This window comes from Paractinoplanes abujensis (genome assembly GCF_014204895.1).
In the GTDB taxonomy this organism is placed as follows: domain Bacteria; phylum Actinomycetota; class Actinomycetes; order Mycobacteriales; family Micromonosporaceae; genus Actinoplanes; species Actinoplanes abujensis.
Genome location: NZ_JACHMF010000001.1, coordinates 5,978,648 through 6,005,019, shown reverse-complemented (window position 1 = coordinate 6,005,019; position 26,372 = coordinate 5,978,648). Strand labels below are relative to the sequence as shown.

The following is a 26,372-nucleotide window of genomic DNA, read 5'->3' as shown; positions in this document are numbered from 1 at the left end:
GCCGACCAGGCTAGAAGCGCACGGTGATCGATGAACGCACAGAATGTGCGGCACCCCGATGCGCGCTCGCGCGTTGTGCGGCGGCAGACTGGTCGGGTGAGCGCGGATCATTACTTCAGCGCCGAGCCGGCCACCCCCGACCGTCGCGGCGAGATCGAGTTCAGCGCGGCCGGCCGTGACTACCGGCTGGCCGTCGCGGCCGGCGTCTTCAGCGCGGGCCGGCTCGACCCGGGCACGGCCGTGCTGCTGCGCAAGGGCGACCTGCCCACGGCCGACGCCGGGGGGACCTTTCTCGACCTCGGCTGCGGCTACGGCCCGATCACCTGCGTGCTGGCCGCGGAGGCCCCGGCGGCGATCGTCTACGCGGTCGACGTCAACTCGCGGGCCCGCGAACTGACCGCGCTGAACGCCGGGACGCTCGGACTGTCGGCGCGGGTGCGGGTGACCGAGCCCGACGAGGTGCCCGACGGGGTGACGTTCGACCAGATCTGGAGCAACCCGCCGACCCACGTCGGCAAGAGCGAGTTGCGGGCGCTGATGGAACGCTGGCTGCCGCGCCTCGCCGACGGGGGTGTGGCCTGGCTGGTGATCAACCGGAATCTCGGTGGTGACTCGCTGCACACCTGGCTGGTCGAGAAGGGCTGGGAAGTGGAGCGTACGGCCAGCCAGAAGGGCTTCCGAGTGCTCAAGGTGACCCGGAAAACCGGCTGACTACCGCCGCCCGGGCCGGGATGATTGCCGCCATGGGTTACGTGGATGTCGCCGGAGCCGGTTTTGTGCTGCCCGACGGGCGCCGGCTCTTCGCCGACGTCGCCTTCCGGGTCGGCGAGGGGGCCAAGGTCGCGCTGGTCGGGCCGAACGGCGCGGGCAAGACGACGCTGCTGCGCATGGTCGCGGGCGATCTCGCGCTGCCCGAGGGCACGATCGCGCGCTCCGGCGGCCTCGGCGTGATGCGCCAGTTCATCGGCATGATCGGCGACGACCGTACGCTGGAGGATCTGGCTCTGTCGCTGGTCAAGCCCGAGCTCGGGGCGGCCGGTGAGCGCCTGGCCCGGGCCACCGCCGCGCTCGACGAGACCGAGCGCAGCCAACTGGCGTACGCGAACGCTCTGGCCCACTGGGGTGAGATCGGCGGCTACGACACCGAGGTGCTTTTCGACACGGTGGCCGTCGCGATCCTGGCCAAGCCGTGGGACGAAGTGCGCCACCGTCCGGTGCGGACACTGTCGGGCGGCCAGCAGAAGCGGTTCGCGCTCGACCTGCTGCTCCGCGGCGACGACGAGGTGCTGCTGCTCGACGAGCCCGACAACTTCCTCGACGTGCCCGGCAAACGCTGGCTCGAGGCGCGGCTGCGCGAGTCGCCCAAATCCGTGCTCTACGTCTCGCACGACCGGGAGCTGCTGGCCCAGACGGCCGACCGGGTCGTCGCCGTCGAGGGCGGCACGGCCTGGACCCATCCGGGCGGGTTCGCCTCGTGGCACGAAGCGCGCGTGCATCGCCACGACCGGATGGAGGAGAACCGCCGGCGCTGGGACGAGGAACACCAGAAGCTCAAGGACCTGGTGTTGTCGCTCAAGCAGAAGGCGACCTTCAACGACGGCATGGCCTCGCGCTATCAGGCCGCGCAGACCCGGCTGCGCAAATTCGAGGAGGCCGGTCCGCCGCCCACACCGCCCAAGGAGCAGTCGCTGCGGATGAACCTGCGCGGGGGGCGGACGGCCAAGCGCGCGGTGATCTGCGAGCAGCTCGAGATGGAAGACCTGACGTTCCCGTTCGACCTGGAGATCTGGTACGGCGACCGGGTTGCCGTGCTGGGCGCCAACGGCACCGGCAAGTCGCACTTCCTGCGGCTGCTGGCGGCCGGTGGCAGCGACCCCGAGGCCGAGAACAAACCGGTCGACGGCGCACCCCTGGCCCACGTGGCGCACAACGGGGTGGCCCGGCTCGGCGCGCGGGTGCGGCCCGGGCATTTCTCGCAGACGCACGACCGGCCCGAGCTGCTCGAACGCACCCTGGTCGAGATCCTGTGGCGCGGCGACGACCACCGGTCCGGAATGGACCGGGCGGGCGCGATGAAGGCCCTCAACCGGTACGAGTTGTCGGCCCAGGGCGACCAGCGGTTCGGCACGCTCTCCGGCGGTCAGCAGGCGCGTTTCCTGGTGCTGATGCTGGAGTTGTCGGGCGCGACGGTGCTGCTGCTCGACGAGCCGACCGACAACCTCGACCTGGCCTCGGCCGAGGCGCTGGAGGAGGGGCTGAACAAATTCGAGGGCACGGTGATCGCGGTCACCCACGATCGCTGGTTCACCAGGTCTTTCGATCGCTTCGTGCTGTTCCAGGGCGACGGCGAGGTCGTCGAGACCCCGGAGCCGGTCTGGGACGTGCGCTAGTTTTTTGGGCCTCGGCCGGGTTATGGTCCGAGGCAACACAACCCCACGGGAGTCCGGTGCACCGGGCTGAGAGGGGGGCTGACGCGGCCCCCGACCGTCGAACCTGATCCGGATCATGCCGGCGCAGGGAGGAGCGACAGTTGTTGTTGCCGCGTTTGCACATCGTCACCGACTCGCTCGACGTCGTCCGGGGCGTGCTGGGCCACGGCCCGGTGGCCGTCCAGATCAGAGTCAAGACCAACGACCGCGAGGCGTACGCCCTGACGACCGCCGCGCTCGAGCTGTGCCGGGCGGCCGGGGCGCTGTGCCTGGTCGACGACCGGATCGGGGTGGCCCTCGCGGCCGGGGCCGACGGCGTGCACGTGGGCGCCGACGACCTGCCGGTGGCGGCCGCCCGCCGGGTGCTCGGGCCCGGCCCGGTGGTGGGCGCGACCTGCCGCGATCCGGACTCCGCACGCGCGGCCGTCGCCGACGGGGCGACGTATCTCGGGGTCGGGCCGGCCTTCGCCACCAGCAGCAAGACCGGGTTGCCGGAGCCGATCGGGCCCGCGGGCGTCGCGGCGGTGACCCGGGCCGTGCCGGAGACGCCGGTGATCGCGATCGCGGGCATCACACCACCCCGGGTGGCCGAGCTCGACTGCTACGGGGTGGCCGCCATTTCCGCCGTCGTGGCCGACCCCGCCGGCGCGACGGCCGAGTTCCTGAAGGCGCTGTCCGGCTGCCCGAAGGTGCTGTCATGAGCGACATCACGGTCGTCGGGGGCGGGATCATCGGGCTGTCCATCGCGTGGCGGCTCGTGCGGCGCGGGGCCGACGTGACCGTGCTGGACGGCGGGGACGAGGGCGCCTGGCACGTGGCGGCCGGGATGCTGGCGCCGGGCGGGGAGTCCGAGCACGAGGACCCGGCCCTGATCGCGCTCCTGGAGCGATCCGCCCAGCTCTGGCCCGCGTACGTCCGGGAACTGGGGGTTGACGTCGGCTATGACGACACCGGGACCCTCGGCCTGGCGCTGACGGCCGACGACCTGGCCCAGCGCGCGCGTCTCTGGACCCGGCAGCAACTGCCCCTGCTGCGGCCGTCCGAACTGCGCGAGTTGGAGCCGGCGCTCTCCCCCCGCGTACGGGCCGGGGTCCTCGCCCCTCGCGAGACCCAGGTGGACCCGCGCAAAGTCGTGCACGCGCTGCGGGAACGGCTGGGGACGCGGATCGTGGTGAAGCGGGTGGAGTCGCTCGCCGATGTGGACTCACGGCAGGTCGTGGTGGCGGCCGGATGCGGCACGGCGGCGCTGACCGGATTGCCCATCCGGCCCGTGAAAGGCCAGGTGCTGCGGTTGCGGGGTGAACCCGGGCTGCTGCGGCACGTGCTCGACGGCTGCGAGGTCTACATCGTGCCGCGGGCCGACGGCGAGGTGGTGGTGGGCGCGACCCAGGAGGAGCGGGCCGATCGGCTGGTCACCGCGGGTGGCGTGCACGAACTGCTGCGCGCGGCGCTGGAGCTGGTGCCGGGCCTGGCCGAGTTCGAGCTGGCCGAGACCACCGTGGGGCACCGGCCCGGCACGCCCGACAACGCGCCGCTGCTGGGGCGGCTCGACGACCGGGTGATCGTGGCCGCCGGACACTTCCGCAACGGCATCCTGCTCGCGCCGGTCACCGCTGACCTGGTGGCCGGGCTGGTGCTGGACGGTCTCGACACTCCCGGCGACTTCGCGCCGCGGAGGTTCTCATGAAGCTGACAGTCAACGGGAACGTGGTCGAGAGCGACGCCGCGACCGTGCAGGCGCTGGTCGAGGCGATCACCGAGGCCCGGCGCGGGGTCGCGGTCGCGGTCAACGGCGAGGTGGTGCCCCGGTCGACCTGGGGGCTGACAGGGCTCGCGGCCGGCGACGTGGTCGAGGTGCTGACCGCGGCCCAGGGAGGCTGACGATGGAGTTCTTCGAGAAGTCCCGTCTCGTTCTCGGGACGGGTGGGGCCAACAGCCTGGCCGCGCTGGAGGAGGCGATCGTCGCGTCCGGCACCGGGCTGGTCACCGTGGCGCTGCGCCGGGTCGACGCGGCCGGGCCGGGCCTGCTGCCGATGCTCGACCGGCTCGGAGTGGCGGTGCTGCCCAACACGGCCGGTTGCTACACGGCGGGCGATGCGGTCAAGACCGCCCACCTGGCCCGGGACGCCTTCGAGACCGACCTCGTCAAGCTCGAGGTGATCGGCGACGAACGAACCCTGCTGCCCGACGGCGTGGAGCTGCTCAAGGCGGCCGAGACGCTGGTCGGGGACGGGTTCCGGGTGCTGCCGTACACGAGCGACGACCCCATCCTGGCCCGCCGCCTGGCCGATGTGGGCTGCGCCGCGGTGATGCCGGCCGGGTCGCCGATCGGCTCCGGGCTGGGCATCTCCAACCCGCACCACATCCGCCTGATCCGGCAGAGCGTCGACGTGCCGGTGGTGCTCGACGCGGGCATCGGGACGGCCTCCGACGCCGCGCTGGCCATGGAACTGGGCTGCGACGCGGTGCTGATCGCGAGCGCGATCACCCGGGCTGCGGCGCCGGCCGAGATGGCGTCGGCGATGCGGCACGCGGTGGTCGCGGGGCGGCTGGCCTTCTCCGCGGGGCGGATCCCGCGGCGGTTCCACGCCGTGGCGTCCACCTCGGATCTCGGGCTCGCGCAGTGGTGACGCCGGGCGGGCTGGTGGTGCTGACCGACCGGCGGATGGCTCGCGAGCCGGTCACGTCGGTGGTGCGGGCGGCGGTGCTCGGCGGCGCGGAGTGGGTGATCCTGCGCGAGCGGGATCTGCCGTACGCCGCCCGGGTTGAGCTCTGCGACGAGCTGCGGTCGGTCGTGCCGGCGGGGCGGCTGATCGTGGCGGGGCCGGATCCGCTCGGTGGGGATGCTGTTCATCTGGCTGCGACTGATCCACGACCGGGTTCTTCGGTGCGGTTGGTCGGACGGTCGTGCCATGACTCCTCGGGTCTGTCCGACGTGGACTACGTCACGTTGTCGCCGATCTATCCGACGGTGTCGAAGCCCGGATACGGGCCGGCGCTGGGGGCGTCCGCTGCGGCCCGGCTCGCGGGGAAGCGGGCCTGGCTGGCGCTGGGCGGGGTCGACTCCGCCGGGCGGGCCGCGGAGTGTGCGGCGGCCGGGGCGAGCGGGGTGGCGGTGATGGGGGCGGTCATGCGGGCGGACGACCCGGAAGGGGTGGCGCGGGAGTTGGCGGCCGCGTTTCGCCCGCAGGCGGTGTCGCCCTCGTGACCGGCTCGACGCCGCCGGTGGTGCTCACGATCGCCGGGTCCGACTCCGGGGGCGGCGCCGGCATCCAGGCCGACCTCAAGACGTTCGCGGCCCTCGGGGCGTACGGGACCTCGGTCCTCACCGCCGTGACCGCGCAGAACACCCTCGGCGTGACGGCGATCCACCCCATCCCGGTCGACGTCGTGGCGGCGCAGCTGGAGGCGGTGCTGGCCGACCTGCCGGTGGTCGCGGTCAAGGTCGGCATGATCGGAGACCCGGCGGTGGGGGAGCTGATCGCGTCGTGGGCCGACCGGCTGCCCAACCTGGTCGTCGATCCGGTGCTGGTGGCCACCTCGGGCGCGCGGCTGGCCGAGACCGCGTCGGTGGCGCCGCTGCTGACGTATCCGTGTGTGCTGACGCCGAACCGGCAGGAGGCGGCCGCCCTGGTCGGTGGGCCGGTCGTGACGATCGCGCAGATGGCCGCCGCGGCCGAGGAACTGGCCGGCCGGGGGGCACGGGCCGTGGTGGTGACCGGGAGTGAGCTGGCGGCCGATGTGCTGCGCAGCGACGGTGTCACCGAGACGCTGACCGGCGAGCCGGTGCCAACGGTCAACAATCACGGGTCGGGCTGCACGTTCTCGTCGGCGATCGCGGTGCGGCTGGCCCTGGGGGATCCGGTGCCCACGGCGGTGCGGGCCGCCAAGCGGTACGTGACTTCCGCGCTCGCCGGTGGGCGCGACTGGCGGCTGGGCGCCGGGCCCGGGCCCCTGAACCATTTCGCGGTCTGACAAAGCGATTCGACAGAGGACGCCGTCCACAGGGGACCAGTGCGTCCACCGAAGGGGAGGAAAGGTATATGAGGCGCAAAGTGTACGTCGAAGGAGTGCCGTTCACCGAGGTCGAGCTGAGCGACGGCAACGACCCCGTGCGGCTCTACGACACCTCCGGGCCGGGCAGCGACCCCACGGTGGGCCTGCCGCCGTTGCGTGCGCCGTGGGCCACCGGCCGCACCCAGCTGGCCGCGGCCCGGGCCGGTGTCGTGACCCCCGAGATGCAGTTCGTAGCGATCCGCGAGAACGTGCCGGCCGAGCTGGTGCGGGCCGAGATCGCGGCCGGGCGGGCGGTGCTGCCGGCCAACCGCAACCATCCCGAGTCGGAGCCCATGGTGATCGGGTCCCGGTTCCTCGTGAAGGTCAACGCGAACATCGGCACCTCGGCCGTGACGTCGTCGGTGGCGGAGGAGGTCGAGAAGCTGACCTGGGCCACCCGCTGGGGCGCGGACACGGTGATGGACCTGTCGACCGGGCCGCGCATCCACGAGACCCGCGAGGCGATCATCCGGAACTCGCCGGTGCCGATCGGGACCGTGCCGATCTATCAGGCGCTCGAGAAGGTCAAGGGCGACCCGGTCAAGCTGACCTGGGAGCTGTTCCGCGAGACGATCATCGAGCAGGCCGAGCAGGGGGTGGACTACATGACCGTCCACGCCGGAGTGCTGCTGCCGCACGTGCCGCTGGCCGCCGAACGGGTGACCGGCATCGTGTCGCGCGGCGGCTCGATCATGGCGGCCTGGTGCCTGGCCCACCACGAGGAGAACTTCCTCTACACCAACTACGACGAGCTGTGCCGGATCTTCGCGGACTACGACATCACGTTCTCGCTGGGGGACGGGCTGCGCCCGGGGTCGATCGCCGACGCCAACGACGAGGCCCAGTTCGCCGAGCTGCGCACGCTGGGCGAGCTCACCCACCGGGCCTGGGCGTACGACGTACAGGTGATGGTCGAGGGGCCGGGTCACGTGCCGATGCACAAGATCAAGGAGAACGTGGACCTGCAGGTCGAGCTGTGCGGCGGGGCGCCGTTCTACACGCTCGGGCCGCTCACGACCGACATCGCGCCCGCGTACGACCACATCACGTCGGCGATCGGCGCCGCGATGATCGGCATGTTCGGCACGGCGATGCTCTGCTACGTCACGCCCAAGGAACACCTCGGGCTGCCCGGCAAGGACGACGTGAAGGCCGGGATGATCGCCTACAAGATCGCGGCACACGCGGCCGACCTGGCCAAGGGGCATCCGGGCGCGCAGGAGTGGGACGACGCGCTGTCCAAGGCCCGGTTCGAGTTCCGCTGGGAGGACCAGTTCGAGCTGGCCCTCGACCCGCAGACCGCGCGCTCCTACCACGACGAGACGCTGCCCGCCGCGGCCGCCAAGACCGCGCACTTCTGCTCGATGTGCGGGCCCAAGTTCTGCTCGATGAAGATCAGTCATGAGCTCAAGGCGCGCGGGATGGATCAGAAATCGGCCGAGTTCATGTCCGCCGGCGGCCGGGTTTACGTGCCGGTAACAATTGCGTCGGATAAAACCGGGAACGGTTCCTAGGAGCCATTCCGAGCGCCATTTCCTGCGGATTCCCTGGAATTCACCGGCAGGGGCGACGGAATCCTTTCAGCGGCCGAGGCCGCTCACCCAGTCCGCGATCTCGCCGTCCGGGCCGGCCGGGTGATGGGAACGCTGCTGCTGCGCCGGCGGGGTGAAGCCGTCGAACGGGGGCATGGTGATGACCCCGGTGTCGGACGGCTTCAACTCGTGCTCGGGGCGCTGAGCGGCCACCGCGGCGTGGGCGGCCACCGAGGCCCGGCCGCTCGCGGTCCTCACGGCCGCCGTGCCCGCCTGCGGACCGGCCGCGGCCTTGGCGATGGCCGACTCGGGCTGGGCGTCGCGCTGCGGCAGGGGCGGGCGGTCGGGGGTGGGCGCGGCGCCGGGCGTGGCGCCGGGGAGCTCCGCGACCGGGCCGCGACGCAGCACCGCGGCGAGCACCGAACCGAAGACACCGGCGCCGGCCGCGGTCATGGCGCCCCAGTAGGGCACCTCCTGGAAGCGGCTCGCGCCCGGACCGGCGACCAGGTAGGCCACCGTGAGCAGGGCCGGACCGGGCAGGCCGGCCAGGGCGATCGCCGTCGTGGACAGCTTGCGGCGGCGGGCCGCGAGCCCGATGAGCAGGCCGCTGACCAGCGCGATGGCCGGCATCGTGAACAGGGCGAAACGCTCGATCAGGCCGTCGGGGACGAAGCCGGCGTCGAGCACGCCCAGCCGTACGGGGGGAAGGGTCTTGCCCCCGATCAGGGCGGGCGCCACCGAGACCAGCGCCACCAGCCAGGCCGCGGCGGCCACTGTGATCAGGCTCAGGTGCGACACGGAACGGCCCAGGGCGGCGTACGCGGCGAAGATGCCCGCGGCCGCGCCGAGCACGGCGCAGGCGCCGATCACGAACACGGCGTCGACACCCGCGATCTGGGCGCCGCGAGCGGGCTGCATGGTCAGCGGCACGATCGCCGCCGCGCCCAGACCGGCTGCGATGGCGCCGATCATCCGCGTGCCCGCACCGGCCGGCCGGGGCAGACGGGCCCGGCCGGCCAGACCACCGGCGGCGGCCGCGGTCATCGCGAACCACGCCACCCAGCCCAGCTGAAGAGTCCATTGATCACGCGCGGTTACGTCCACGACACGGGTGAAGCTGAGGATGCCCAGCCCGTAGGCGAGACCCAGCTGACCCGCGCCGACCAGCACCGCGGCGCCGAACGCGGCCCCTGCCACCTTCACCCATGTCCGAAAAGCCATGCCCGGCACGTTACGGTTTCCCCACCTGCGTGCTCAACCGCGGGACTCGATTCTTAAAATCCCGCTTAGATATTTATACAAAGAGTGACGGGCTACGCCATCAGCAGATCGTGCAGCAGGCCGCTGGCCCGGGCCACCTCGTCGGAGTGGGCCGTGCGGCCCAGGGTGCGCGGACGCGGGATGCGGACGTCGACGATCTCGCGGACCCGGCCCGGTCGCGGGCTGAGCACGACTACGCGGTCCGCCAGCAGCACGGCCTCGTCGATCGAGTGGGTGACGAAGACCGTGGTGGCCCGCTGCTCCATGTGGATGCGCTGCAGCTCGACGGAGAGCTCCTCGCGGATCAGCGGGTCGAGCGCCGAGAACGGCTCGTCCATCAGCATCACCTGCGGCTGCGCGATCAGCGCGCGGCACAGCGCCACCCGCTGCTGCATGCCGCCGGAGAGCTCGTGCGGCAGTCGTTTCTCGAAGCCGGTCAGACCGGTCAGCTCGAGCAGCTGGTGGGCGCGGTCGGTGAAGTCGGCCTTGCGCCGGCCGAAGATCTGCACCGGCAGCAGCACGTTGTCGAGCACCGAGCGCCACGGCAGTAGAGCCGGCCGCTGGAACATCATCGACACGTCGCGGCGGGGCTTGGCCACCGCGACCCCGCCGACCTCGATCGTGCCCCCGGTCGGAGGCAGCAGCCCGGCGATCATGCGCAGCAGCGTCGACTTGCCGCAGCCGGAGCGGCCCACCACGGCCACGAACTCGCCGTCGCCGACCTGCAGGCTGACGTCGCGCAGAGCCTCGACCGTGCCCGAACGGCCGGTGAAGGTGCGGGACACCTGGTCGATCCTGATCATGAGGCGAGCCGCCACCGGCCGCTGCGCGCCACCAGCAGGGTAAGCGCCTGCGGCATCAGGCCGGAGTGGTTGTCGGGGGTCAGGCGGATCGGGCCGGACAGACCGTCGACCTGTGACGTCTCGATGATCTCGCGGATCCGCGGCCGGTCGGCGCCGACCCGGGCCACCGCGTCGGCGATCAGGTCGGCGGCGTCGGCGGCGAACGAGGCCACGCCGGAGTAGCTGCCGTAGCGGGACGTGTAGTCGCGGAACCACTGCTTGCGGGACGACTTGGCCGGGGTCGTCGCGATCACGTCGTCGATCGCCAGGATCTGGGTGAACACCATCGTGGCGTTGTTCGTGGCGGCGACCGCCTCGCGCGGGATGAACAGGTCGCCCGCGGCCGCCGCGTCCAGGTAGACGCGGCCGCTGAAGCCGGCCGCGCGCGCGTCCCGGGCGGCCAGCTGGGCCAGGTCGGGCGGCGTGAGCACGACCAGCGCCTGCGGGGCGGCGTCGGTCAGCGTGCCGACGGACTGCGCGATGTCGGAGGCGCCGGGCTTGACCGAGCGGACCGCCTTCACGGTGATGCTCTCGGGGAGCGCGTTGTTGAGCGCGATGTTCGCGCCGCGTCCGTACAGATCGGTCGTGTAGAGCACCGAGATCGTCCGGATGCGCTGCCGGACCAGTTCGTTGACCAGTGCGGCGGTGCTGTCCTTGGAGTTCGGGCCGAGCTTGAAGACGTACTGCCGCTCGGACACCGGCGTCGTGACGGCGTCCGAGGCGGACAGGGCGATCGTCGGGATGGCCTTGTCGTTGATCGTCTTGGCCGCACCCACCACGCAGTCGTCGCACGAGCCGCTGACGACCGCGGCCACGGTCGGGTCGTCGGCGAACGAGGTGATGTTGCGCATCGACGCCGCCGGGTCGTTGCGGTTGTCCTTCGTGACCAGCCGCAGCTCACGGTCGCCCAGCTGCCCGGAGGCGTTGATCTGGTCGACCCGCAGCTGCAGGGCCCGGGCGTACGCGGTGTCGACCGACGAGTTGTTGAGGTCGGCCGCGATGACCACGACTTCGGCGCCGTCGGGGGCGTCGTCGTCGGAGGTGCAACCGGCCGCGCCGGCCAGAAGCATCGATGCCACGGCGGTGGCCGCGGTGATGCGGGGGAGCCGCACTGCGGTGCCTCCTATGGGGGCGGAAAGGCGGGGGCGCCAAGACATCGTGGTCGATGGGCGGGCGCGCCGGCACGGACAATGTGTCCGTTCGATCGCGCCAAACCTTGCCAACGTGAAGGCCCCTGGTCAAGCGGCTCACCATCGATGGATCGAGACGGTTGTCTCACATACTGGTTGGAATCTTGGGGGTTCAGCGTGACCGTGTCGTCACCCGATGTGTCGAGCGAGATATTCGCGCACGTCAAAGCGCATTCTTTGTCGAATGTAGAACGGGCAGGAAAACTTGCACTCGGACACCAAGTTCATTTCTGGGTGTTTCCTGGCTTCCCAAAGGGATGTCCGTTCTGATGAAATTCCCGGGCCGCGCGAGGTTCTGCGGGCGAAGAGCCACGGGGATGACCACGGAGGAGAAGTCGTGAGCACCGGATCTTCGACCCAGGTGACGCGCCGTGGTGTCTTCCCCCGCCTGCGAGACGCCCGGATCCGCGCCAAACTGGCTCTCATTCTGGTCGTTCCTCTGGTCGCGGTCATCGCCCTGGCGACCACGCGTCTGGTCGACGTCGGGCAGCGTGCCGCCGACGCCGGGCAGGTCGAGGAACTGACCAAGCTGGAGACCGACGTCTCCGCACTCACTCAGCTGCTGCACGTCGAGCGGATGGCCGCCGCCGCGTATCTCGGCAATCCCGTGCTCGACGCGCGCACCGACGCCTACCGGGCCGCCGTCCGGGCCAGCGACGCGCAGATCCAGGTCTACCGCGCGAACCGCGAGGAGATCGGCGAGCCGCCGGCCACCGTGCTCGACCGGCTCACCCGCATCGACGACCACCTGAACACGATGGACGCCACCCGCACGGCGGTGGGCGACCGCAACGGCATCGCCGTCGCCGAGGCCGTCTCGCGCTACAGCGTCGTGATCACCGACCTGGTCTCGTACGGCGAGGCGGTCAGCCAGTTCGCGGGCGACGGCGACATCGCCGACCGGCTGCGCGCGATCGCCGCGTTCGCCCGGGCCAAGGCGGGCACCGCCGAGCAGGAGGCCGTGTCCTACGCGGCCGCCGTCACTCGTGACCTCAGCGCCGAGCAGCGCGTCACGTTCATCGCCACCCAGACCGCCCAGCAGGAGGCGCTGCTGGCGTTCCAGCTGGTGGCCAGCCCGGAGCAGGCCGCCCTGGTCGACAACGTGGTCTCGGGCGACGCGGTCAACCTGGTCGACGGCGTCACCGCGCAGCTCGGCCGGGTCGCCAACGGCCAGGTCGTCGACGCCGACGAGGTCACCCAGTCCTTCGGGGCCGTGGTCGACCTGATGCGCTGGGCCGAGCAGGAGCTCGAGTCCGACGTGGTCGACCAGGCCTCCTCCGAGCGCGACAGCGTCGTCCGGCAGACCGCGATCGAGGCCGCCCTGGTCCTGCTCGTGCTGATCATCGCCATCACGCTGGCCGTGATCCTGGCCCGCTCGCTGAACATGTCGCTGCGGCGGCTGCGGGAGGGCGCCCTGGCGGTGGCCAACCGCGACCTGCCCGACGCCGTGGCCAAGCTGCGCGACGCCCGCAACCTGGGCGAGGGCGGCGCTGACGAGCTGGTCCGCCAGGTCCGCGACCCGATCAACCTGCCCAACAAGGACGAGGTCGGCCAGGTCGCCCAGGCGTTCAACGTGGTCCACCGCGAGGCGGTCCGCATCGCTGCCGAGCAGGCCGCCCTGCGCACCAGCGTCTCGACGATGTTCCTCAACCTGGCCCGGCGCAGTCAGTCGCTGGTCGACCGGATGATCGGCGAGCTCGACATGATCGAGCGCACCGAGGAGGACCCGAAGCGTCTGGCCCAGCTGTTCGAGCTCGACCACCTGGCCACCCGGATGCGCCGCAACGACGAGAACCTGCTCGTGCTGGCGGGCGCCGACTCCAGCGCCCCCCGCCGGGAGGACGCGCTCCTGGTCGACGCGCTGCGCGCCGCGCAGTCCGAAGTGGAGCTGTACAACCGCATCGAGTTCGGCACGGTCGACACCGACATCTCGATCGCCGCGCTCGCCGTCAACGACGTGGTGCGACTCGTCGCCGAGCTGCTCGACAACGCCACCCGGTTCTCGCCGCCGACCACCATCGTGGTCGCCGACGGCCGGCGGATCCGCGACTACGTCGTGATCCAGGTCGAGGACCGGGGCCTCGGCATGTCCGAGGAGCAGATGGACCAGCTCAACCGGCGCCTGGCCGAACCGCCGGGCGTCGACGTGGCCGCCTTCCGCCTGATGGGTCTGGCCGTGGTGGGCCGCCTGGCCTCCCGCTACGGCATCCGCGTCGAGCTGCGGGCCAACCTGGAGGGCGGCACGGTCGCCCAGGTCACGCTGCCGAGCAGCATCGTCGTGCTGCCGAGCCGCCGCCTCGACGCGCCGGTCCGGCCGCAGGAGCTGGGCACTGCGCCGTACGGGGGTGGCTGGGACGCCCGGTCCTCCCGGGCCGCCACCGCGACGCTGCCGACCATCTCGCCCGCATCCGCGCCCGAACCGGCGTGGCGCGAGCCGACCCCGCCGCCGCCGGCTGCGCACCCGCAGCTGCCGATGTTCCCGTCGCAGCGCCCGCCGTCCGAGCCGGAGACGCGTCCCACACCCAACCGGCCCCCGCTGCCGACCCGGGTGACGAAGACCATCGACGCGACGAACTCGTCGTCCACAATGAACGGTTTCGCCGCGGCCACCCCGGCCCCGCCGGTCGTCTCGGCGCCCCCGGTGGTGTCGGGCCCGCCGGCCCCCACGGGCAACGGGTGGGGTGCCGCCCTGGCCGCGATGCCGCCGGCGCCTCCGCCGCCGGTCGTCCCGTCGGCCGAGGAGCGCAACGACGCGCCGATCTTCGTGCAGATGCAGCAGAGCTGGTTCCGCAACCACGACAACGCGAGCCAGGAGGAGTGGGGCATGCCGACCGCCGGCTACGCCCCGCCGCCGAACGGAGCGACGAAGCCGACGTCTCCCGCTCCCGCGCCCGCCGCGGCCCCCGCGGCCGCACCGGCGCCGCCCCCGCCGTCGGCCGCCCCGGCGACCGGGCACAATGGACCGTCCGTGCCCAAGCCGCGTGCCGCGGCCGAGGACCGGTGGAAGACGACGGCCGACGAGGGGTGGCAGAAGGCGATGGCAGCGGCCGAGCCGGTCGACGCCGGCACGACGCGGTCCGGTCTGCCCAAGCGCGTTCCCCAGGCGCAGCTCGTGCCCGGGGGCGTGCAGTCCGGGCCCAAAACCCAAAACCGTCGCAGTCCTGATGAGGTCCGCGGACTACTTTCTGCGTATCACCGGGGAGTGCAACGAGGGCGGACGGACGGCACTGCCGAGTCCGCCACCTCCCAGGCTAAGGAGAACCAACCGTGACCAGGCCCCCCACCATGCAGGACATGGGCTGGCTGCTCAACAACTTCGCCAACAGCGTGGCCGGTATCGCCCACGTCGTGGCGGTCTCCGCGGACGGCATCCTGCTCGCCGCGTCGCGTGACCTGCCGGCCGACCGGGCCGACCAGCTCGCGGCCATCACGTCCGGTGTGGTCAGCCTGACCGAGGGCGCGTCGCGCATGTTCAACGCGGGCGAGGTCCAGCAGACGATCATCGAGATGGACTCCGGCTATCTGTTCCTCATGACGATCAGCGACGGCTCCTCGATGGCCGTGCTGGCCGCGCGCAGCTGCGACGTCGGTCAGGTCGGCTACGAGATGGCGCTGCTGGTCGAGCGGGTCGGCGCGTCGCTGTCGCCGGCCCCTCGGGAAACTGTCAATCACTAGTCGCCGGTTCGATGGAAGGGGGTGATCGCGCGATGGGCCAGCCGCAGGATCCGAGAGGCAACCTGGTGCGTCCGTACGCGGTCACCCGTGGACGCACCGAACCGCGCCGGGACATCCCGATCGAGGCGGTCCTGGTCGCCAGCCAGGCCGGTCTGCAAGAGGCCCGGTTCGCCGGGCATGACAAGTACCGCATCGCCGTGCTGTGCGAGGCGAAGGCGCAATCGCTGGCCGAGCTCTCGGCGCTCACCGGGCTACCGCTCGGTGTGGCGCGAGTCCTGGTCGCTGACATGGTGGCCGACGGACTGCTCTCGTTGCACAGCGCCGCTCCCAAAACTGGGTTCTCGGAGCGGATGAACCTGCTGGAAAGGGTGTTGAGTGGACTTCGCAAGCTCTGAGCGAGCGGGGGCGCAACCCAAAGAGATCACCTCAGCGAAAATTGTCGTCGCCGGGGGATTCGGCGTGGGCAAGACGACGCTGGTCGGGGCGGTCTCCGAGATCGAGCCGCTGACCACCGAGGCCGTGATGACCTCGGCCGGTCAAGGGGTCGACGACGCCTCCAAGGTGCCCGGCAAGGGGACCACCACGGTGGCGATGGACTTCGGCCGCATCACGATGGCCGACGACCTGATCCTCTACCTTTTCGGCACGCCCGGGCAGACCCGGTTCTGGTTCATGTGGGACGAGCTCATCCGGGGCGCGGTCGGCGCGGCCGTGCTGGTCGACACGCGCCGGATCGCCGACGCGTTCGCCCCGCTCGACTACTTCGAGAATCGGCACCTGCCCTACTTGGTCGCCCTGAACTGCTTCGACGGCGCGCCGCGCTACGAGCCCGACGAGGTGCGGGAGGCGCTGGCCATCCCGCCGCACGTGCCGCTGGTGATGTGCGACGCCCGCCACCGCGACTCGGTCAAGCAGGTGCTGGTGGCCGTCGTGGAGCACGCCATGGCCACGCTGATCAGCGAACAGGGCGGATATCCGGCACCCGTCGGCTGATTCGCGGCCTCAAGATCAAATTCCTTTGGTCCTCGCGGGGTGGGGGTACGGGCCGTCGCTCCCGCGGGGGCCCGGGCGGGCTGAGCAGGGCGCTGGCGCGCCCAGAACGCTCAACCCGCCCGGGCGACCTGCGTAAATGGTTGCGCCCGAAAACCAGAACCGTTGACCGGCCGCGCTGATCTTTTCCGCGCGCGGGTTACACCGGCAGCCGGTAGCCCCGTTTGACGACTGTCTGGATGACGCCGGGGGCGCTCAGGCCGGCCCGGAGGCGGGCCACGGCCATTTCCACGGCGTGTTCGTCGGCGCCCCGGGGGAGGGCGTGCAGCAAGGCGGCGCGGGAGAGCACGCGGCCCGGCACGGCGGCGAGGGCCCGCAGCACGGCCATCGGGGCCGGGGCCAGAGGGCGTAGTTCGCCGTCGACTATCGCGGCGTGGCCCCGCAGGGTGAGCGAGTGCCCGGCCACCTCGAGCGAGACGGCGCGCTGGGGCAACTCGTCGACGATGGTGCGGACCAGGGCGCTCAGCCGGGCCCGGGCCGGGGCCACCACCGGCACGTTGTGGCGGCGCAGCGGAGCGGCCGTGACCGGACCCACGCAGGCCGCCAGCACGTCGCCGCGCAGGGCGTCGAGCACGGCTTCGGAGCTGGGGCCGGCTGCGCGCAGCAACGCCTGCACGGCCGGGGCCGCGGTGAACGTGACCGCGTCGACCAGACGGGCCGTGATCAGGTCGACCAGGCGGTGCAGGGGAGCCGGGTCGGTCGGCGCGGCCCAGCGGTAGACCGGTACCTCGACCACCCGGGCGCCCGCCTGCTCCAGCGCCTCGGTGTATTCGGGCTGGCTCTCACCGTGCAGCTGCATCGCGACGGTCAAGCCGGCTATGCCGCGGGCCCTGAGGTGGTCGATCACCTCGTCGTAGCTCTCCCCTTCGGGGGACCATTGGTCGTGCAGCCCGGCCGACCGCACCGCGGCGCGTGCCTTGGGCCCGCGAGCGACCAGGTAGGCGTGCGACAGCACGCCCCGCAGCGGCTCGGCCAGCCCCCAGCCCTCGGCCGCCTCCAGCCAGCCGCGCATGCCGATACCGGTGTTGACCAGCACGATGTCGGGCGGATTGTCGAGGCAGGCCCGGGTGGCGGCGCGCAGCTCGGCGTCGTCGGCGATCGGGACGATCCGCAGCGCGGGGGCCAGCACCACGCGGGCCCCGCGGCCCTCCAGCAGGGTGGCCAGCTCGTCCCGGCGGCGGTCCGCGGTGACCCCGATCGTGTATCCGGACAGCGACGCGGCCGGCTCGGCCAGCGCGGCCGCCGTGATCACCGTCCGGCGCGTTCCCCCCGTGCGGTCGGTCATCGCAGCTGTTCAAGAAGTCGTGGCGCGGCCGTCCGGTCCACCGAAGGGCACGCTCGGATCCCGCCGTCCTCAGCGTCGACCCGCTCCCATGTCACGCCTGCGTTCTCCGCCGTACCTCCGGCCGGCGCGCGCCACGACTCCTCTTCGCCGGACCGGGAAGCCGATCCAGCGGTCACCGTCAGGTCCGTCCTCAACCCTGACGGTGGCTTCTCAATAGTGCGTCCTCTCCGCACGCGCGGGCCACGCCGGGCCTGCGTCGTGAAGGAGTCGGCGCCATTGCTCATGCCCCGAAGCGTGCCGGTGCGGAATTTCGCCCTTGCGTCCCGTTTGTTTCGAGCCTGCTAAGAGGCATCGACCTGTGACCTTCGCTACGCGTACGGGCCGGAAGTTCTTGACCATGGATCCCGCTGCCGGGCGCGTCACGGGAGCGGGTATGCTGGCAGATGGTTATTTTTGGAGGTCGCGTCCGCGTGCTGGGCGGGACCACCGATCGTGTGGACCCTTGCACGTTTTGACCACGCGCCGTGCAGCCGGGTATTGTTGCCTGCTGTTGTGCGACAGCTGCGAGCCCGCCCCTCCGGGTAGGCTCGGTGTTCGCGTTCTCCGCGACCAGCGCGCGACCCCAGACCGACGACAAGACAAGGTAATTCTGTGCGTACGTACAGCCCGAAGCCGGGTGAGATCGAGCGTCAGTGGCACATTATCGACGCTTCTGACGTCGTTCTGGGTCGCCTGGCCACCCACACCGCGAACCTGCTGCGTGGCAAGCACAAGCCGACCTTCGCGCCGCACGTCGACACCGGCGACTTCGTAGTGATCATCAACGCCGGCAAGGTTGCCCTGACCGGCAACAAGCGGCAGACCAAGGTCGCCTACCGCCACTCCGGCTACCCGGGCGGTCTCAAGCAGGTCGGCTACGAGGAGCTGCTGAGCAAGCGCCCCGAGAAGGCGATCGAGCTGGCCGTCAAGGGCATGCTCCCGCACAACAAGCTCGCGCGGCAGATCATCAAGAAGCTGAAGGTCTACCCGGGCGCCGAGCACCCGCACGCGGCCCAGCAGCCCCAGCCGTTCGAAATCACCCAGATCGCGCAGTGAGCGCGGGAGAAGGCAGCAGCATGTCCGACGTTATCGAGCCCGAGGTCGTCGAGACCGTCGAGGAGCCCGCCGGCACGGTCGTTGTCGAGACGCCCGCCGAAGAGACCGTGGTCGTCGTCGAGACGCCCGCGCCGGCCCCGGTCCGCGCCCCGCGCCCCGGTGACCGTCCGATCCAGACCGTCGGCCGCCGCAAGGAGGCCATCGTCCGGGTGCGTCTCGTGCCCGGCACCGGCAAGATCACCTGCAACGGCCGCGACCTCGAGGCCTACTTCCCCAGCAAGGTGCACCAGCAGCTCATCCGCGAGCCGCTCGTCACCGCGGAGAAGGAAGAGCAGTTCGACGTGATCGCGAACCTGCGCGGCGGCGGCATCACCGGCCAGGCCGGTGCGCTGCGCCTCGGCATCGCGCGGGCGCTGATCACGAACGAGCCCGACGACCGCCCCGCTCTCAAGAAGGCCGGCTTCCTCACCCGGGACGCCCGCGTCAAGGAGAGCAAGAAGTACGGCCTCAAGAAGGCCCGTAAGGCTCCGCAGTACTCGAAGCGCTGATTTTGCGCCGAGTCTGACAACGGCCGGGTTGTGCTCCTGGGTTTCCCGGGGGCACGCCCGGCCGTTTGCGTTCCCTCCCCTTTTATCGATGCAACGCACGCAAAGGAATCCGCATGGGTCGACTGTTCGGCACCGACGGCGTCCGGGGGCTCGCGAACGGCGAGCTGCTCACCCCGGAACTGGCCCTCAAAGTGGCGGTCGCGGCCGCGCGCGTCCTGGTCGAGAGCGACAGCAGCCACCAGCCGCTGGCGATCGTCGGGCGTGACCCGCGGGCCAGCGGCGAAATGCTGGAGGCGGCCGTCGTCGCCGGGCTGACCAGTGCGGGCGCCAACGTGGTGCGGGTCGGCGTGCTGCCCACCCCCGCGGTGGCGTTCCTGGTCGGGCAGACCAACGCCGACCTCGGCGTGATGCTTTCGGCCTCGCACAACCCGATGCCCGACAACGGCATCAAGCTCTTCGCGGCCGGCGGCACCAAACTGCCGGACGAGCTGGAGGAGCGCATCGAGAAGGCCATCGAGGACGGGCACGGGCTGATCGGCCGCCCCACCGGCGCCGGCATCGGCCGTGTGCACGACCTGCTGGACGGGGCCGAGCACTACGTGAAGCACCTGGTCGGGGCAACGCCGCACAGCCTTTCCGGCGTCAAGGTCGTGGTCGACTGCGCGAACGGCGCGGCCAGCGAGGTCGGCCCGGTGGCCTACGAGGAGGCCGGGGCCGAGGTCATCGCGATCCACGCCGATCCGGACGGCCTGAACATCAACGACGAGTGCGGCTCGACCCACCTCGACAAGGTGCGCGAGGCCGTGCTGGCCGAAGGGGCCGACCTGGGCCTGGCCCACGACGGTGACGCCGACCGCTGCCTCGCGGTGACCGCCGCGGGCGACGTCGTCGACGGCGACCAGATCATGGCGATCCTGGCCCTGGCGATGCGCGACGCGGGCACGCTGACCGACGACACGCTGGTCGCGACCGTGATGAGCAACCTCGGCCTGCGGATCGCCATGAAGCAGTCAGGCATCAAGCTGATCGAGACCAAGGTCGGCGACCGTTACGTGCTCGAGGAGCTCAACGCGGGCGGGCTGGCGCTGGGCGGCGAGCAGAGCGGGCACATCGTGATGCCGGCCTTCGCCACCACCGGCGACGGCGTGCTGACCGGCCTGCACCTGATGGCCCAGATCGCGGCGAGCGGCAAGTCGCTGGCCGACCTGGCCGCGGTGGTGCACCCGCTGCCGCAGGTGCTGATCAACGTGCGCGTCGGCGACCGGGACGCCGGTGCGTCGGCCCCCGGCGTGCAGGCCGCGGTGGCGCTGGCCGAGAACGAGCTGGGCGAGACCGGCCGCGTGCTGCTGCGTCCGTCGGGCACCGAGCCCCTCGTACGGGTGATGGTCGAGGCCGCCACCGAGGAGCAGGCCAGGTCGGTGGCCGAGCGGATCGCCGACGAGGTGCGCTCCGCTTCTCCCGCCTGACCTGGATCAGCGGCCCAGCTTCGACAGACGCTGGGCTGCTTCCTCGATCACGGACTCGCGCTTGCAGAAGGCGAACCGGATCAGGTGCCGGCCCGCGTCGCGATCGTCGTAGAAGACCTGCGTCGGCACCGCCACCACCCCGCAGCGCTCGGGCAGCTCCCGGCAGAACTCGATGCCGTCCGTGCCGCCCAGCGGGGTGATGTCGGCCGTCACGAAATACGTGCCCTCGGACGGCTGCACGGCGAACCCGGCCGCGGTCAGCCCGGCGGTCAGGTGGTCGCGACGAGCCTGCAACTCGTCGCGGAAACCGGTGAAATACGCCTCGGGCAGGCCCAGCGCCACGGCCACGGCGGGCTGCAACGGCCCCGCGTTGACGAACGTGAGGAACTGCTTGACCCGGGTCACGGCCGAGACCAGCCGGGCCGGGCCGGTCGCCCAGCCCACCTTCCACCCCGTACAGGAAAAGGTCTTGCCGGCCGACGAGATCCGCAGTGTGCGCTCGTGCATGCCGGGCAGGCTCGCCAGCGGGACGTGCGGCTCGGCGGCGTCGGTGAAGGCCAGGTGCTCGTAGACCTCGTCGGTCACGGCGTACGTGTCGAACTCCTGGCACAGGCCCGCGATCAGGCTCAGCTCGGCGCTGGTGAAGACCTTGCCGGTCGGGTTGTGCGGCGAGTTGAGCAGCACCAGCCGGGTGCGCGGACCGAACGCCGCCCGCAGCTCACCCTCGTCGAACGTGTAACGCCCGTCGGGGCCGGGGCGCAGCGTGACGGGCCGCCGGACGGCGCCGGCCAGCGTGATCGAGGCCGCGTACGAGTCGTAGTAAGGCTCGAACGTAACGACCTCGTCGCCGCGCTCGCACAACGCCAGGATCGCCGCGGCGATCGCCTCGGTCGCGCCCGCCGTCACGACCACCTCGGTGCCGGGGTCGCGGGGCAGGGCCCAGAAGCGCTGCTCGTGCTCCGCGATGGCGGCGCGCAGGGCGGGGATGCCGGGCAGCGGCGGGTATTGGTTGGCCCCCTCGCGCAGGGCCCGGGCGGCGGCGTCGAGCATTTCGGCCGGGCCGTCGGTGTCGGGGAAGCCCTGGCCCAGATTGATCGAGCCGGTGCGGGCGGCCAGGGCCGACATCTCGGTGAAGATCGTGGTGCCGAACGGGCGCATCCGTTCGACCAGCGGGTCACTCGTCACTGGAGGATTCTCACTCGATGGCGAAATGCGTGCACGACGCGGTGGCCACAGTCGACGAGCTCGAGGTGCGCTGCTTGACCTCGGCCCCGTCGACGAGGGCCCGGCAGGCGATCGTGCCCTCCGACGTGCCGACCCGCATGGCGACCACCGACACCAGGGCGGGCGTCTCCATCTCGGTCGTGAACTTCCACGGCAGGTTGACGTTCTGCAGCCGCTTGGGCGTCTCGCCGAGCTTCTCCACATACAGGATCTGGGAGGCCTGACCCTCGCCACTCACCTCGTACGTCACCGTGATCTTGCGGCCGGTCACGTCCGGCGCGTTCCCCGGGACGCTGGGCAGATCGGTCGGCAGATCGGGGATCTGCGGTGCGGCCGAGGGCAGCTGCGGCAGCTCGGGCAGCGCCTCCTTGGCCTTGTCGGTCACGTTGCGCACGAACATCACGCCCGCGGTGGCCACGCCGCCGCACAGCAGAAGGGTGACCGCGATCACGAGCAGGACCATCGGCGTCTTGCTCTTGCGCGGCGGCCGCGGCGGTTGTTGATAGCCGGGCGGGCCGTAGCCCGGAGGCGGACCGTACGCCGGCGGCGGCCCGTAACCCGGGGGCGGCGCTCCGTAACCCGGGGGCGGCCCGTAGCCGGGCGGCGGCTCAGTCCCGTGTCCGGGGGGCGGCCCGTAGCCGGGCGGCGGCTCAGTCCCGTGTCCGGGGGGCGGCCCGTAGCCGGGCGGCGGCTCAGTCCCGTGTCCCGGGGGCGGCCCGTAGCCGGGCGGCGGCTCGTAGGACTGCACCCGATACTGCTCCGTCGGCGCGGCCGGGAACTCCGACGTCGGCGGGTAGTCGGGGTTGGGTGGCTGCGGCAACGACGCGTACCCGGGTTGGAAGGTCGGCGGCGCGGGCGGCTGCGGCACGAAAGGCTCAGTCGTGCCGTCCGACGGCCGATTGTCCGGCTGATTGCTCATGTTTCTCCCGGTGCGTGCGCGCTGTTGTGGCGCGGTAGCCGACGGTACGCCAACGGCGCCAGCCGTGGGATGGGCCGGTCGGCCGTTCGGTCTGTTTTGCGCAGACGGTGTGCTCGAAAGGGTGCCTCTCGCGCATGACGGGTGAGCGGAAGTCCGCTAGAGTCACGGCCATGTGTGGCATCGTGGGGTACGTCGGCGGTCGTCCGGCGCTCAGCATCGTTCTTGACGGACTGCGCAGGCTGGAATACCGCGGATACGACTCCGCCGGTGTGGCGGTCGTCGACGACGGCGCCGTCCTGACCGAGAAGAAGGCCGGCAAGCTGGCCAACCTGGAAAAGGCGCTGGCCGAGTCCGGCGAATCGCGGATCGCGGCCGGGCTCACCGGCATCGGGCACACCCGCTGGGCGACGCACGGCGGCCCGACCGACCGCAACGCCCACCCGCACGTCTCGCAGGACGGCCGGGTCGCGGTCATCCACAACGGCATCATCGAGAACTTCGCCCGCCTGCGCGCCGAGCTCGAGGCGACCGGCGTCGAATTCACCAGCGACACCGACACCGAATGCGCCGCCCACCTGCTCGCGGCCGAGGTGCGCCAGCTCCGCGAAGCCGGCCTGCTCGAGGGCCCGCAGCTGCTGGCCGAAGGCATGCGCCGCACGGTTCGCCGGCTCGAAGGCGCGTTCACCCTGCTCGCCGTCGACGTCGACGTGCCCGGCGCGGTCGTCGCCGCCCGGCGCAACTCGCCGCTGGTCGTGGGCCGCGGCGAAGGCGAGAACTTCCTGGCCAGCGACGTGTCGGCGTTCATCGAGCACACCCGCCAGGCGATTGAGCTGGGCCAGGACCAAGTCGTGCTGATCACCCCGGCCGGCATCGAGATCACCGGGTTCGACGGCTCGCCCCAGGAGGGCAAGGAATACCACGTCAGCTGGGACGCCTCGGCCGCCGAGAAGGGCGGACACGACTACTTCATGCTCAAGGAGATCGCCGAGCAGCCCCAGGCGATCGCCGACACCCTGCTCGGCCGCCTCTCCGAACGCGGCGAGATCGTGCTCGACGAGGTGCGCCTGACCGACCAGGACCTGCGCGACGTCGATAAGATCTTCATCGTGGCCTGCGGCACGTCCTACCACGCGGGCATGGTGGCCAAGTACGCCATCGAGCACTGGGTGCGCATCCCGTGCGAGGTCGAACTGGCCAGCGAGTTCCGCTACCGCGACCCGATCCTCGACCGCTCCACCCTGGTCGTGGCGATCAGCCAGTCCGGCGAGTCGATGGACACGCTGATGGCGTTGCGCCACGCCAAGGAGCAGAAAGCCCGCGTGCTGGCGATCTGCAACACCAACGGCTCGACGATCCCCCGCGAGTCGGACGCGGTGCTCTACACCCACGGCGGGCCCGAGATCGCTGTCGCGTCGACCAAGGCGTTCCTGACCCAGCTCGTCGCCTGCTACCTGATCGGGCTGCACCTGGCCCAGATCCGCGGCGTCATGTACGCCGACGAGGTGTCCGCCGTGGTCGAGAAGCTGCAGCAGACGCCGGACAGCCTGCGCACACTGCTGGGCCGCATGGAGGAGGTGCGCGAACTCGCCCGCGACCTCAAGACGGCGTCGACCGTGCTGTTCATCGGCCGGCACGTGGGCTACCCGGTGGCCCTGGAAGGCGCGCTCAAGCTCAAGGAACTGGCCTACATGCACGCCGAGGGCTTCGCCGCCGGTGAGCTCAAGCACGGGCCGATCGCCCTGATCGACGAGGGCACACCGGTCGTCTGCGTGGTGCCCTCGCCGGCCGGCCGTGGCGTCATGCGCGACAAGGTCGTCTCCAACATCCAGGAGGTCCGCGCCCGCGGCGCCCGGACGATCGTGATCGCCGAAGAGGGCGACGAGGACGTGCGTGCCTTCGCCGACCACCTGATCCCGGTGCCCGCCACCCCGACCCTGCTGGCCCCGCTGATGACCACCGTGCCGTTGCAGGTGCTGGCGTGCGAGATCGCGGCCGCCCGCGGTCACGACGTCGACCAGCCCCGCAACCTGGCCAAGTCCGTCACCGTGGAATAGCCCACCGGCCTGCTGTGCCCGGCCGTCACCGCGCTGCCCCCGCGCGGTGACGGCCGTTCGCGTTCCCGCCCACCGGCACGTCCGCTGTCCGGGCCGGCCGCCGGCTGGGCCGCCCTCCTCGCCGGCTCCTTGGCTGTCCGCCGGCCGGGCCGTGGCCCCGTCGGCTCCTTGGTTGTCCGCCGGCTGGGCCGTGGCCCCGTCGGCTCCTTGGTTGTCCGCCGGCCGGGCTGCCTCCCGTCGACCCCCCTACCGGGCCGTCCCCAGGGTGATCGCCGTCAGCGTTTCCAGGGACGGGGAGCCGGGCTCCCAGTAGCCGACGTGGCCACCGCCGGGTGCGCTGGTGAAGACGTGGGCGCCGAAGGCCTCATCGCTCGGATTGTGGCCGAACCACAGGTCGCGCTCGGGCCGGCCGAAGGCCAGCAGCGCGCCGAGCCCGGGCACGGCGCCGGCCGTGCCCAGATCGCGCACCAGGCTGCCGGGGGAGACCGCCGCGTACTGCACGACGTCGTTGCGGGCGGTGCTCGACCACACCTCGCCCGAGGGCACCCGCAGATCGCGGGCCGAATCCACCCCGACCCCGGGCGAGCCGACGAACACCACACTGTCGGCGTCGAGACCACCGGCGGCGGCTGCCGTGCCGACCACCAGCGAGCCGTAGCTGTGCCCGAGCAGCACCTGCCGACCGGGCGGGCCCTCATGCGCGGCCCGCAGCCCCTCCTGGAAGTGCCGCAACGCGGGCGCCCCGGCCTCGGCCCGGCGGGCGCTCGCCGCCTCGTCGACGAAATCGGGCGCGTCGTAGTCGAGCCACATCACGGCGCTGGTCGCGACGGCCGGTCCGACCTCGGCGGCCCGCACGGCGACGCGTTCGGCCCGGGCCAGCTCGCCCCCGAACGAGGCCAGATCGGCCGTCATGCCGGGCACATGGGTGAGCACATTGTCGGCTCGGTCCGGATCGCCCAGCGCCACCACCGCGCGGCCCTCCTCGGCCACGTCGAGCCGGAGCAGATAGGCCCGCGGCCCGGAATCGTCGGCCAGCCGATGGTCGAGCGCGAACAAGCCGTTGCGGACCTCACGCAGCCGCTCGCGCTCCCGCCCGGTGGCCCTGGCGATCGCCCGGTCGAGCTCGGCCAGCCGGTCGTCGAGCAGGAGACGGTTCGCGATGTCGCGGTCGGCCGCGGGCAGCCCGTCGAGCCGGGCCAGCCCGGACGCCTCGGTCGCGAGCAGCCAGTTGCGCTGGTCGCGGGGGAGCCCGGCCCACCAGCGCCGCACCTCGGCGGGCGAAGCGGTGCAGTCGGGTCGACCGAGGGCGGGGCCGGGCGGCGCGGCCGGGGCACTGATCATGTCGGCCAGGCTGTGCAGGCGCTCGGTCGCCTCGGCGTCGGCCCGGGCCGCCAACGCGAGCGCCACGGCCGGCTCGCCGCCCGTGAGCGGGCGCGACAGCAGCGCCCTGGCCCGGGCCAGGGCGGCCGCGAACTCGCCGGCCGTCTGGTCGGCCCGCCAGCAGTGCAGGCGGAACAGGACCAGGCGGCGGCGCAGCTCCTCCAGCCGGTGGGCGGCGGCCGTAGCTGCGGTGCCGCGCCACACGGGCGGCAGGGCGGCCAGCCGGGAGACCAGCTCGGCGATCAGGTGACCGGTCAGCTCGGCCCAGCGGCGCCAGGAAAGGGCCAGCGCTCGCCACCGGGCCGGATCGGTGGCCTGCAGACGCGCTTGAACGGCGCTGGTCATCGGGCCGGCCTCCGGCGGGCAG

24 protein-coding genes and 1 riboswitch are annotated in these 26,372 nt (G+C 71.9%); of the genes, 17 read left to right on the top strand and 7 right to left on the bottom strand.

Annotated elements, in window-relative coordinates; genetic code table 11:
* The first annotated feature begins 96 nt into the window (after window positions 1–96).
* The 9 genes from BKA14_RS27340 to thiC all read left to right on the top strand — a co-directional run bounded on the left by BKA14_RS27340 (window position 97) and on the right by thiC (window position 7,999).
* Window positions 97–711: a class I SAM-dependent methyltransferase gene (locus BKA14_RS27340; RefSeq protein WP_184953706.1), complete on the top strand. Its 615-nt coding sequence runs from the start codon at window positions 97–99 to the stop codon at window positions 709–711.
* Window positions 712–743: 32 nt separating this feature from the next.
* Window positions 744–2,390 carry an ABC-F family ATP-binding cassette domain-containing protein gene (locus BKA14_RS27335; RefSeq protein ID WP_184953705.1) on the top strand — a complete coding sequence of 549 codons (1,647 nt, stop codon included), beginning with the start codon at window positions 744–746 and terminating at the stop codon, window positions 2,388–2,390.
* 35 nt (window positions 2,391–2,425) lie between these two features.
* Window positions 2,426–2,537: riboswitch (TPP riboswitch) on the top strand.
* A complete protein-coding gene (locus BKA14_RS27330) occupies window positions 2,531–3,130 on the top strand; it encodes a thiamine phosphate synthase (protein WP_438861908.1) in 600 nt (199 codons plus the stop codon). It overlaps the preceding riboswitch by 7 nt.
* The gene (gene thiO, locus BKA14_RS27325; protein WP_184953704.1) at window positions 3,127–4,116 is read left to right on the top strand and encodes a glycine oxidase ThiO; all 990 of its coding nucleotides are present in this window, start codon (window positions 3,127–3,129) and stop codon (window positions 4,114–4,116) included. Before BKA14_RS27330 ends, thiO begins: the two co-directional genes overlap by 4 nt.
* Window positions 4,113–4,310: a sulfur carrier protein ThiS gene (gene thiS / locus BKA14_RS27320; RefSeq protein ID WP_184953703.1), complete on the top strand. Its 198-nt coding sequence runs from the start codon at window positions 4,113–4,115 to the stop codon at window positions 4,308–4,310. The genes thiO and thiS overlap by 4 nt, the downstream gene beginning before the upstream one ends.
* 2 nt (window positions 4,311–4,312) lie before the next feature.
* Entirely contained in the window at window positions 4,313–5,059 is a 747-nt protein-coding gene (locus tag BKA14_RS27315) for a thiazole synthase (RefSeq protein ID WP_184953702.1), read from the top strand.
* A complete protein-coding gene (locus BKA14_RS27310; protein ID WP_184953701.1) occupies window positions 5,053–5,637 on the top strand; it encodes a thiamine phosphate synthase in 585 nt (194 codons plus the stop codon). Before BKA14_RS27315 ends, BKA14_RS27310 begins: the two co-directional genes overlap by 7 nt.
* Window positions 5,634–6,404 (top strand): bifunctional hydroxymethylpyrimidine kinase/phosphomethylpyrimidine kinase, encoded by a 771-nt coding sequence (gene thiD, locus BKA14_RS27305; protein ID WP_184953700.1) that lies wholly within the window; start codon window positions 5,634–5,636, stop codon window positions 6,402–6,404. The genes BKA14_RS27310 and thiD overlap by 4 nt, the downstream gene beginning before the upstream one ends.
* Window positions 6,405–6,472: 68 nt before the next feature.
* Entirely contained in the window at window positions 6,473–7,999 is a 1,527-nt protein-coding gene (thiC, locus tag BKA14_RS27300; protein WP_184953699.1) for a phosphomethylpyrimidine synthase ThiC, read from the top strand.
* Between the two features lie 66 nt (window positions 8,000–8,065).
* Here the strand turns inward: thiC and BKA14_RS27295 are convergent, their stop codons facing one another.
* From BKA14_RS27295 to BKA14_RS27285, 3 genes are all read right to left on the bottom strand, one after another.
* Complete coding sequence (locus BKA14_RS27295) at window positions 8,066–9,238, bottom strand: hypothetical protein (RefSeq protein WP_184953698.1); 1,173 nt, start codon at window positions 9,236–9,238, stop codon at window positions 8,066–8,068.
* Between the two features lie 92 nt (window positions 9,239–9,330).
* Complete coding sequence (locus BKA14_RS27290; protein WP_184953697.1) at window positions 9,331–10,080, bottom strand: ABC transporter ATP-binding protein; 750 nt, start codon at window positions 10,078–10,080, stop codon at window positions 9,331–9,333.
* Window positions 10,077–11,189, bottom strand: coding sequence for an ABC transporter substrate-binding protein (locus BKA14_RS27285; protein WP_260417372.1), 1,113 nt, complete (start codon window positions 11,187–11,189; stop codon window positions 10,077–10,079). The genes BKA14_RS27290 and BKA14_RS27285 overlap by 4 nt, the downstream gene beginning before the upstream one ends.
* Window positions 11,190–11,646: 457 nt before the next feature.
* Between BKA14_RS27285 and BKA14_RS27280 the strand changes: the two genes are divergently transcribed.
* From BKA14_RS27280 to BKA14_RS27265, 4 genes are read left to right on the top strand one after another with little or no spacing between them, the layout of a single operon-like run.
* On the top strand, window positions 11,647–14,580 hold the full coding sequence (locus BKA14_RS27280; protein WP_184953695.1) for a sensor histidine kinase: 2,934 nt from the start codon (window positions 11,647–11,649) through the stop codon (window positions 14,578–14,580).
* Window positions 14,577–14,984 (top strand): roadblock/LC7 domain-containing protein, encoded by a 408-nt coding sequence (locus BKA14_RS27275; RefSeq protein WP_184953694.1) that lies wholly within the window; start codon window positions 14,577–14,579, stop codon window positions 14,982–14,984. The genes BKA14_RS27280 and BKA14_RS27275 overlap by 4 nt, the downstream gene beginning before the upstream one ends.
* Before the next feature lie 32 nt (window positions 14,985–15,016).
* Window positions 15,017–15,379 (top strand): DUF742 domain-containing protein, encoded by a 363-nt coding sequence (locus tag BKA14_RS27270; RefSeq protein WP_184953693.1) that lies wholly within the window; start codon window positions 15,017–15,019, stop codon window positions 15,377–15,379.
* Window positions 15,360–15,977 carry a GTP-binding protein gene (locus tag BKA14_RS27265; RefSeq protein WP_184953692.1) on the top strand — a complete coding sequence of 206 codons (618 nt, stop codon included), beginning with the start codon at window positions 15,360–15,362 and terminating at the stop codon, window positions 15,975–15,977. Before BKA14_RS27270 ends, BKA14_RS27265 begins: the two co-directional genes overlap by 20 nt.
* A 196-nt stretch (window positions 15,978–16,173) precedes the next feature.
* Here the strand turns inward: BKA14_RS27265 and BKA14_RS27260 are convergent, their stop codons facing one another.
* Window positions 16,174–17,319: a uroporphyrinogen-III synthase gene (locus BKA14_RS27260; protein WP_184953691.1), complete on the bottom strand. Its 1,146-nt coding sequence runs from the start codon at window positions 17,317–17,319 to the stop codon at window positions 16,174–16,176.
* A gap of 651 nt (window positions 17,320–17,970) precedes the next feature.
* Here BKA14_RS27260 and rplM point away from each other — a divergent pair.
* The 3 genes from rplM (at window position 17,971) to glmM (ending at window position 20,428) form a co-directional block, all read left to right on the top strand.
* Complete coding sequence (rplM, locus tag BKA14_RS27255; RefSeq protein WP_133873190.1) at window positions 17,971–18,414, top strand: 50S ribosomal protein L13; 444 nt, start codon at window positions 17,971–17,973, stop codon at window positions 18,412–18,414.
* A 20-nt stretch (window positions 18,415–18,434) separates the two neighbouring features.
* Complete coding sequence (rpsI, locus tag BKA14_RS27250) at window positions 18,435–18,962, top strand: 30S ribosomal protein S9 (protein ID WP_221477332.1); 528 nt, start codon at window positions 18,435–18,437, stop codon at window positions 18,960–18,962.
* Between the two features lie 113 nt (window positions 18,963–19,075).
* Window positions 19,076–20,428, top strand: a complete 1,353-nt coding sequence (gene glmM / locus BKA14_RS27245) for a phosphoglucosamine mutase (RefSeq protein WP_184953690.1) — start codon at window positions 19,076–19,078, stop codon at window positions 20,426–20,428.
* 6 nt (window positions 20,429–20,434) lie between these two features.
* Here glmM and BKA14_RS27240 read toward each other — a convergent pair whose 3' ends face one another.
* Window positions 20,435–21,613, bottom strand: coding sequence for a pyridoxal phosphate-dependent aminotransferase (locus tag BKA14_RS27240; protein WP_184953689.1), 1,179 nt, complete (start codon window positions 21,611–21,613; stop codon window positions 20,435–20,437).
* A 10-nt stretch (window positions 21,614–21,623) separates the two neighbouring features.
* A complete protein-coding gene (locus BKA14_RS27235) occupies window positions 21,624–22,571 on the bottom strand; it encodes an MmpS family transport accessory protein (RefSeq protein ID WP_184953688.1) in 948 nt (315 codons plus the stop codon).
* A 170-nt stretch (window positions 22,572–22,741) separates the two neighbouring features.
* Here BKA14_RS27235 and glmS point away from each other — a divergent pair, with 170 nt between their 5' ends.
* Window positions 22,742–24,625: a glutamine--fructose-6-phosphate transaminase (isomerizing) gene (gene glmS, locus BKA14_RS27230; RefSeq protein WP_184953687.1), complete on the top strand. Its 1,884-nt coding sequence runs from the start codon at window positions 22,742–22,744 to the stop codon at window positions 24,623–24,625.
* A gap of 246 nt (window positions 24,626–24,871) precedes the next feature.
* Here glmS and BKA14_RS27225 read toward each other — a convergent pair whose 3' ends face one another.
* Window positions 24,872–26,350, bottom strand: a complete 1,479-nt coding sequence (locus BKA14_RS27225; protein ID WP_184953686.1) for an alpha/beta hydrolase — start codon at window positions 26,348–26,350, stop codon at window positions 24,872–24,874.
* Window positions 26,351–26,372: the final 22 nt, after the last annotated feature.